The sequence below is a fragment of the Deltaproteobacteria bacterium genome (genome assembly GCA_016930875.1).
GTDB lineage: Bacteria > Desulfobacterota > Desulfobacteria > Desulfobacterales.
Map to the genome: position 1 here is coordinate 1 of JAFGFW010000119.1, position 7,558 is coordinate 7,558.

General features: G+C 49.3%; 9 protein-coding genes and 1 tRNA gene. 2 read left to right on the forward strand and 8 right to left on the reverse strand.

Annotated elements, in window-relative coordinates; all coding sequences use genetic code 11:
- Positions 1–500: 500 nt before the first annotated feature.
- Together JW883_10715 and JW883_10720 are read left to right on the forward strand one after the other, a co-directional pair.
- Positions 501–1,220, forward strand: a complete 720-nt coding sequence (locus JW883_10715; GenBank protein ID MBN1842738.1) for a VPLPA-CTERM sorting domain-containing protein — start codon at positions 501–503, stop codon at positions 1,218–1,220.
- Between the two features lie 458 nt (positions 1,221–1,678).
- On the forward strand, positions 1,679–1,951 hold the full coding sequence (locus JW883_10720) for a hypothetical protein (GenBank protein MBN1842739.1): 273 nt from the start codon (positions 1,679–1,681) through the stop codon (positions 1,949–1,951).
- A 43-nt stretch (positions 1,952–1,994) separates the two neighbouring features.
- Here the strand turns inward: JW883_10720 and JW883_10725 are convergent, their stop codons facing one another.
- The 8 genes from JW883_10725 to JW883_10760 form a co-directional block, all read right to left on the reverse strand.
- Positions 1,995–2,639 carry a SagB/ThcOx family dehydrogenase gene (locus JW883_10725; protein MBN1842740.1) on the reverse strand — a complete coding sequence of 215 codons (645 nt, stop codon included), beginning with the start codon at positions 2,637–2,639 and terminating at the stop codon, positions 1,995–1,997.
- Between the two features lie 115 nt (positions 2,640–2,754).
- Positions 2,755–3,234, reverse strand: coding sequence for an ACT domain-containing protein (locus JW883_10730; GenBank protein ID MBN1842741.1), 480 nt, complete (start codon positions 3,232–3,234; stop codon positions 2,755–2,757).
- Positions 3,235–3,376: 142 nt separating this feature from the next.
- A complete protein-coding gene (locus JW883_10735) occupies positions 3,377–4,171 on the reverse strand; it encodes a glutamate racemase (GenBank protein ID MBN1842742.1) in 795 nt (264 codons plus the stop codon).
- A 61-nt stretch (positions 4,172–4,232) separates the two neighbouring features.
- Positions 4,233–4,643: a YkgJ family cysteine cluster protein gene (locus tag JW883_10740; GenBank protein MBN1842743.1), complete on the reverse strand. Its 411-nt coding sequence runs from the start codon at positions 4,641–4,643 to the stop codon at positions 4,233–4,235.
- The gene (recR, locus tag JW883_10745; GenBank protein ID MBN1842744.1) at positions 4,636–5,244 is read right to left on the reverse strand and encodes a recombination protein RecR; all 609 of its coding nucleotides are present in this window, start codon (positions 5,242–5,244) and stop codon (positions 4,636–4,638) included. Before recR ends, JW883_10740 begins: the two co-directional genes overlap by 8 nt.
- Positions 5,245–5,257: 13 nt before the next feature.
- Positions 5,258–5,572 carry a YbaB/EbfC family nucleoid-associated protein gene (locus JW883_10750; protein MBN1842745.1) on the reverse strand — a complete coding sequence of 105 codons (315 nt, stop codon included), beginning with the start codon at positions 5,570–5,572 and terminating at the stop codon, positions 5,258–5,260.
- Between the two features lie 11 nt (positions 5,573–5,583).
- Positions 5,584–7,224 (reverse strand): DNA polymerase III subunit gamma/tau, encoded by a 1,641-nt coding sequence (dnaX, locus tag JW883_10755; GenBank protein MBN1842746.1) that lies wholly within the window; start codon positions 7,222–7,224, stop codon positions 5,584–5,586.
- A gap of 95 nt (positions 7,225–7,319) precedes the next feature.
- Positions 7,320–7,413: transfer RNA gene (locus JW883_10760), tRNA-Ser, on the reverse strand.
- Between the last annotated feature and the right edge of the window lie 145 nt (positions 7,414–7,558).

The following is a 7,558-nucleotide window of genomic DNA, read 5'->3' on the forward strand; positions in this document are numbered from 1 at the left end:
CGCAGCGCAGGCGCTTGCGCCGCGTGTCATCCCTGCAGCAAGTCGCCGACGCGCCATAGCTTGGGCGACGGTGCGCTGCAGGGTATTTCGGCGAAGGCGAATAAAAAGACCTTATATGCAGGATGCAGTCAGATATCTGACTAGGGCTTCTGTAGTTCGAGGCGGGGGATGGTTAGATATCTATAATGAAATCAGGCGATAAAATGTATAACGTGGCAAGAAATGATAATCCAGCCTAACTGAGCTGGCCCCCCACATGTTGTGCCTTATTCTTCCTTTTGTTGACTCCCATCTAGGCATCCCTTTCTGTTGCGTTAATTTAATACCACCTGCTCGTAATGCTCTTAAATTTTTGGAAAAAATGTCGTTTTTGGGTTGACTTTTCATTTCCGATAGCATAGAGAGCAAATTGGCTTGATGTCACTGGAGGACATCAAGCATCCATCCGCCATTGTTTGACTACGCACCATTTGAGGTCCAAGGGTGAAAGGGGGTTTATCATGCCGGCCACATTTAAGAGCGTATCGGTCGTATTACTATTTTTGCTTATTGCTGTTCCTGCCAACGCAGCAACTGTCGTTTTTCAAGCTGGTCTGATTGATAATTTCGCAGCACCTGCCGACCCGGCAATACCAGACCCTCAGGTTCTCAGTGTTATGGGGGATCCAGCACACCAGGATTTTGATTTAATACCTGGCATAGACGGTGACTATGATACTAAGGTTATGCATACGTTTACCAGTTTACCAGACGATATTATTGGGGGGTCTCTTGAGGTTAGTGTTAAGGCGGGCACCCAAGACGCAGTTCAATATAGTTTATCTACAGACAACATAACGCTGTTAACATTTGATCGAACCAACACGTCTGATTTTGCAGTATTCGGTAGGCGTTTCGGACCATATGAAGTTGGAGACTGTGGTTCTACTGATCAAACACCAGATCCAGGGCTCCTACAGAGTACTAAATGGTCTCCTGGTGATTTTAGTATTTTTACGTTAGATTTGTCTGAATTACCACTTGTTGACGGTGGAACCATGAACATCATACCATTCATCAACCAATTTGGATTTCTCAATGTTGATGTTGATGATGAAACCGGTGTAGATTACATGTTGTTAACTCTTGAAACGGCGCAAATCCCCATCCCAGGCGCAGTCTGGCTCCTTGGCTCTGGCCTTGTTGGTCTTGCCGCCATCAGAAAGAAGCTCAAGAAGTAACGCTATTCAATTGTCAAAGGGTACGGGCAGGGCTTTGGTCCTGCCTTTTTTCCCACATGTAGTGGTCGTGGTTTTTAGTCCAAAAGTGTCGATCACTGCAATCACACCGCATTCCAGAAAGAGTCTAGATTCCACCATTCTGCGACCAGAGGATCAGGATTCTCCGGGTATAACTCTCATCTGTAGATTTTCACTCAAAGAACCGCTTTCCCGGCTACTTCTGTCATATCAGTGTCTCACCCCGTCAATTGAGCCTTTCGATTGCGACGAGTCATTTTGGACACCTGGCCTCTTATGGCGTTTATCAACCGCCGAGACAAATTCCATAGGTGGACAACAATACAATTTAAGATGCTTGAGTGCTATGTCGATATATGATATTTCCTACCATGATCAAAGACTTCGCTGACAAGGTCACTGCAGAGTCACCCATGAATTTATTATAGAATGGATCAAATATGATGCTTACACCACGGGTCATTCTATGTCAGGTCCTTTTTTCAGTCATGATCTATGCGGCCAGCAAATTCGGTAAGAAACCCATGGTCGTTACAACGGTTGTTCTTCTTCTCATCACATTGGTCCATCTGTTCTCCCCGGCATTGCTGATTCTACAAACAAGCGTAATTCTTGCCACGGCTGCCGTTTGTTATCACAGAATCAGAGAACGAGAAGTGGACGAAATCGTCACTGCCTTTCGAAACATCCTTGATCACCTGACTGGGAAGTAGGCACGGAGGAGACAGGAGTTCCAGCGTTCAAAAGAGCTCTGCATTACCCCTTGTGACCCAAAGGCATAATGAGGAGTGGTTCATGGGACCGAGGTATTTTCGTGATCCGAATCACGTCTTCATCATTAAAGGCTCCCACTATCCCTGCCCCCAAATTCAGGGCCTCTGCCTGGAGAAAGATGTTCTGGCCGATGTGGCCTGCCTCAATCATGGCGTATCTCATACCCCGTTGGCCATACTTGACAGTGATCCGGTAGTAGTCTGCGGTGACGACAAAATTCAACGGCGCTTGGGCCATCCACATCTGCGATAGTGATGCCTTAGCCACTGCCTGTCTGAGATCTCCTTCCGACACCAAGAAAACGGCATGATCCGAGGGCTTATAATGATAGATCCCTGCTTTGAGCCCTTTTTTGACCCCTTCTATGCCATCTGTTCCCACAACGGCATATATGTCCATGGGATACAAGGCCCCTGCCGAAGGAGCGGCCCTCTTTAAACCCCTGTCACCGGTAATTCCCTGAGCGGCCCACAGGAGTTGAGAGAATTGTTCAAGAGTCAGGGGTTTTGACGTGAAAGATCTAATGGTTCTGCGATTATTAATCGTTCTTTGCAGGGAAATCCTTCCTTCTATTATCGGTTCCGGCAATTTCACGGAGACCTCCTTGTGGAACTTACCGCCGAGCATCTTGGCTCTGGCGCTACTGAAGGGACAAATGGCCGTGAAAGACAACGTCATCAACCACCCTGCCAGTCGGCTCAGGACCTCTCTTCGTGGCAATTGGACAGGCATATTCCCCTGCTTAAAGGGATTTTAGGGCCTGGTCCGCATCCGGGACGTTGAACACATATATTGCCGTTTCCGCGTCCGGGGCTCCAGAGCCATAGACATAGTTGATATTTACGTCGGCAGCCCCGAGTTTTTTGGAGATATCAGCCAGCATACCCGGTCTGTTTTGCAGTCTCATGACAAGAACATCTGAGGTGTTTACCCAGTATCCGGCTTGGTTCAGGGCATCCAAGGCCTTGTCGGTCTGATCTACCATCACCCGTATGAGCGAGTATTGTGTTGCCTCCTTGATCACTGAGCCATAACTTGCTGCAGAGGCAGTTCTCTTGATTGCTTTTCCGCGGGCCTCAAACATTTCCTGTATGTAGTCAGCAGCATTTTGGATAAACATGGCCAGGATGTTGACATCCGACGCTGCCATCAATTCCGCAAATCGACCAAGTTCGCCCGGGACATTTCTCAAGAACACCGAGAGCTGGATTTCTTTTCGCATCTGTGTTTCCTATCCTTTCTGCGAGAGTAACAGTTCAGAGGTTCAAGGGCTCAGGGTTCACCGAAAATCTGAACGCTGAACCCGTGAACGCCTAGCTGTGAGAAAAAGTTAATATCTAACCGCCAGACGAAAAGAACGCAGACTATGGAGCGCTCACTTTAATGAGTTCCAATTTCCCAACGCTCTTAAGGATCTTCCTGGCCAGTTTTTGCATGTGTTCCGTCACATCCGAGACAAAAAACTGATGCCCCCCCTTTTTTTCCAGGGTGCTTGCAATGGGCGTATTGTCGAGTAGGAAGTCTTTGACCGAACGAGATAACTCCTCTGAAGAGTCAATAATCTTCACTCGCTTGCCGATTTTTGCCTGTATGATTTCTTTTAGAAGGGGATAGTGCGTACAGCCCAGGATCAGCACGTCAATCTGCTTGACCTTAAGAGGGTGCAAGTATTTCTTGACGATTCGCCTGGTCTCTCCCTTTTTCAGCCACCCTTCCTCCACCAGGGGCACAAGCAGGGGGCATGCAGCGGCATAAACCTCCATGTCCGGGCGCAAGGCCCTGATCTTATCCTGATACACGCCGCTATTAACCGTTGCCCTCGTTCCAATGACTCCGACCCGCCGTCCTTTTTGGTGGGAGACCGCCTTGTGGACCGCAGGGGATATGACCTCAAAAATAGGAACGTCGAAGCGTTCCCTCAAGGCATCCGTGGCAACGCTGGATGCAGTGTTACAACCTACCACGAGGATACGGGCGCCCCTGTCGAGGAGCATTTCTGCATCCTCGATAGCGTATTGAATGACGGTATGAGGGCTTTTCGTGCCGTAGGGCGTACGGGCAGTGTCACCGAAATACAAAATATCATATTCCGGAAGGCACTGCCTCAGAGCCCTGACCACTGTAAGACCACCAATGCCGGAATCAAATACACCGATCAAGCGAGTGTCTCCTTTACTGAAGCTGAAAGCTCAAAGCTGAAATCAATTAGGAAATATTCCATCATACTTTGAGCCTTGAGCTTTCATACTCTGCCAGTACTTGCTTCACACAGTTGATAAGATCTTCCAGGGTGACATCTGTGCGAATGCCTGGACACATCGACCCCATAGCATGCCAGTTTGTGGGATCTACCAGGATGCTTTGAATGAAGGGCCAGAGCTTACACATGCGAGGTTTGACTTCGTGAATCGTGCAGACTTCCTTCCAGAAGACACAGTAGCCTGACTCGGAGACCCTGATCAAAGGCCGCCCCCCGGACCACTGGCAATAATCTTTGAGAAAGGACTCTGGCTCTATATGCAGATATTGGGAAATGGCTTTGATTTCTTGTTCATTTACAAAGGCGCCACCGTAGCCCTTGCAACATTCGCCACACATTTGACACTCAAAGAAGTCCGAAGGCTTAGCCAACTTGAAGATCCTGCCTCCTTTCCATGGCTCGCTTTATGGTGACGTCGTCCAGATACTTCAAGTCACTTCCCATGGGAACACCTGAGGCTATTCGTGTCACGCGCACAGGGTATGCCTTGAGGAGTTCATTCAAGTATGACGCAGTGGACTCACCTTCCACATTTGTATTGGTGGCAAGGATGAGTTCTTGTATTTCGCCTTGCGCAACCCGCGCAGCAAGTTCCTTGATTTTCAGGTCATTTGGTCCGATGCCGTTCATCGGAGACAGGGCGCCATGGAGCACATGGTAGAGGCCCCTAAAGGCCCCTGTCTTTTCAACTGCCACTAAGTCGCTGGGCTGTTCAACGACGCACACAATTGAATGATCCCGATTCGGATTTACGCAAAGCGAGCAAGGATCCGTATCTGCAAGGCCAAAGCACTTGGAGCAAAGCCTTACCTTGTCCTTGACTTCAAGGATGCTTTGTGACAGCCCTTTGGCCTCCTCATGGCGTGATCGCAGGATATGGAGAGCAAGACGGGTGGCAGTCTTTTCGCCAATACCAGGAAGTCTTGAGAGATGTTTGATCAGCCGGACAAGGGATGGTGGATAAAACTCCATGTGTTACCAGACCTTACGTAAGACCAGGAACCTTAAAGCCGCCGGTCAACTTCGTCATTTCTTCAGATACCATGTCTTGGGCTTTTTTCAAGGCATCATTGACCCCGGCTACAATCAGATCCTCAAGCATTTGCACATCATCGGAATCCACAACCTCAGGGTCGATCTTGATGGATACCAGTTGCTGTTTGCCATTGGCAGTGACTCTTACCATGCCGCCACCGACTGATGTCTCAACTGTTTTGTCAGCCATCTCCTCCTGGAGTTTGAAGATTTGGGACTGGAGTTTTTGTGCTTGCTTTAACATATTGCCCATACCTTTTGCCATTTTTCCCCCCGTTACAAAATTTTTACATCCACGACCCTGCCCTGAAAGACCTCCAGGGCATCTGTCACAACAGGATGACTCAGAGCTTCCTTCTTTTGGCGTTTTGTTCTGTCAGTTTCCTTGTCTTTGAGCTGGTTGTTTTGGGGTATCCTGTCTCTTGCCTCCTCAATCTTGATCATCATGTTCCGATTAAAGAACTGGCTGCAGACTTCCTGGATAGTGGCGATGCTCTTTTCGTCACGGAGTCGTGCCAGATAAAAGGAGTTTCCTCGCACTGTGATTTCCAGGAAATCTTCACCAACCCTGGTCAACATAGCCTTTTCAAAGCTGGGAACCAGAGACTGGCACCGTTCATTGAAGATGGAAAGCAGTTGTTGCCAGGTCTGTTCAAGGTTTTCAGAATATCGTGGCGTTACATCTCCGTGTTCTATCTTACCCGAAATCCCGACACTCTCCTGCTTGGGTGTTTGAACTGACTCCTTTTGCTCAAACGGAGCGTAGCTTTCTCCCAGCCTTTTGGCGACTCGGTCGAGCTTATCTATTATTTGATCAAGGGAGAAGACATTCTTGAATTGGGCAAGTTTGATGAAAAGCGCCTCCAAGGCCAGTTTCGGCTGGGCTGAAAGCCTGATGCCGACCTCTGCTTCGAACAACATGGCAAAGATCTGGTTAACCGACTCCAAAGAGACGTCTTTCACCTGTTGTTTCATGAGTGACATTTCATGCGCAGGGGCATCGACCAGAGGATGCCGGCCATCGCCCATCTTGACTACGAGTAGGTGCCTGAAATGTTCCAGCATCTGCATGTAGACACGCTTCAGGTCGTGGCCATGATTGTAAAGCTCGTCAAGTAAATTAAGGGCCACTGGCACATCGCCCGCGAGCAAGGCGGCCGAGAGATCAAAAAGCGCCTTTCGGTCTATGGCGCCCAGACTGTCCAATATCTCGATGTCGCTAACCTCGCTGCCCGAATAGGCCATGACCTGATCAAGAAGGCTTAAGGCGTCACGCATACTTCCGCCGGCCTCACGGGTTAGGAGACGAAGGCCATCCTTGCTGATTTTAAATGACAAGTCTCTACAGAGACGCTCCAGGTATTTTACGATTTCTTCAAGAGACAGGCGCCTGAAGTTATGCCTCTGGCATCGCGAGAGGATAGTGATGGGGATTTTGTGGGCTTCGGTGGTTGCAAAGAAAAAAAGGACGTGGGAGGGCGGCTCCTCCAGAGTCTTAAGAAGGGCGTTAAATGCCGGGGCCGTGAGCATGTGGACTTCATCGATAATGTAGATCTTGAATCGACCACGACTGGGCATGTATTTAATGTTGTCTCGGAGCTCGCGAATCTCATCGATTCCCCGATTAGAGGCGCCGTCAATCTCAAACACGTCAAGGGCCACACCCTCGGTGATTTCCTTGCAGGACTGGCAGACGTTGCATGGAGATGGTGTGGGGCCGCGGTCACAGTTCATGGCCTTAGCCATAATCCGTGCAACAGAGGTCTTGCCCACACCCCTGGGGCCGGCAAACAAAAGGGCATGGGCTACCCTGTCAGATCTGATAGCGTTTTCGAGTGTTTGCGTAACGTGATCTTGGCCGACTACCTCTTCAAAGGACTGTGGCCGATATCTTCGTGCGAGTACCAGATAGGACATATTTCAGTTTAAGTTTTTCAAAGAGATTTTGTAAGCATTCGCAAGTTCAACGGTTCAGGGTTGACCCTGAACCCTGAACCCGTGAACGGTTAACGTGGCGGAGAGAGAGGGATTCGAACCCTCGGTACCGCTTTTGGCAGTACACACGATTTCCAGTCGTGCTCCTTCAGCCAGCTCGGACATCTCTCCGGGACTAAGGGCTCGCTCAAAAATAACTTCACATTTTGATGCGCCGATCCCTCCCGCCTGGCTGCGTTGCTCGTCGGTTAAATAGCTTGCTATTCGCCCTCCTCGCGTCTTGCCATGCGTGCGCCTCGACTCCTGAAAATGTAAA

What these genes read in the sequence shown, in the direction of transcription:
- JW883_10715 (MBN1842738.1), top strand. Translation starts at nt 501, where the DNA reads ATGCCGGCCACATTTAAGAGCGTATCGGTCGTATTACTATTTTTGCTT.
- JW883_10720 (MBN1842739.1), top strand. Translation starts at nt 1,679, where the DNA reads ATGATGCTTACACCACGGGTCATTCTATGTCAGGTCCTTTTTTCAGTC.
- JW883_10725 (MBN1842740.1), bottom strand. Translation starts at nt 2,639, where the DNA reads ATGCTCGGCGGTAAGTTCCACAAGGAGGTCTCCGTGAAATTGCCGGAA.
- JW883_10730 (MBN1842741.1), bottom strand. Translation starts at nt 3,234, where the DNA reads ATGCGAAAAGAAATCCAGCTCTCGGTGTTCTTGAGAAATGTCCCGGGC.
- recR (MBN1842744.1), bottom strand. Translation starts at nt 5,244, where the DNA reads ATGGAGTTTTATCCACCATCCCTTGTCCGGCTGATCAAACATCTCTCA.
- JW883_10750 (MBN1842745.1), bottom strand. Translation starts at nt 5,572, where the DNA reads ATGGCAAAAGGTATGGGCAATATGTTAAAGCAAGCACAAAAACTCCAG.
- dnaX (MBN1842746.1), bottom strand. Translation starts at nt 7,224, where the DNA reads ATGTCCTATCTGGTACTCGCACGAAGATATCGGCCACAGTCCTTTGAA.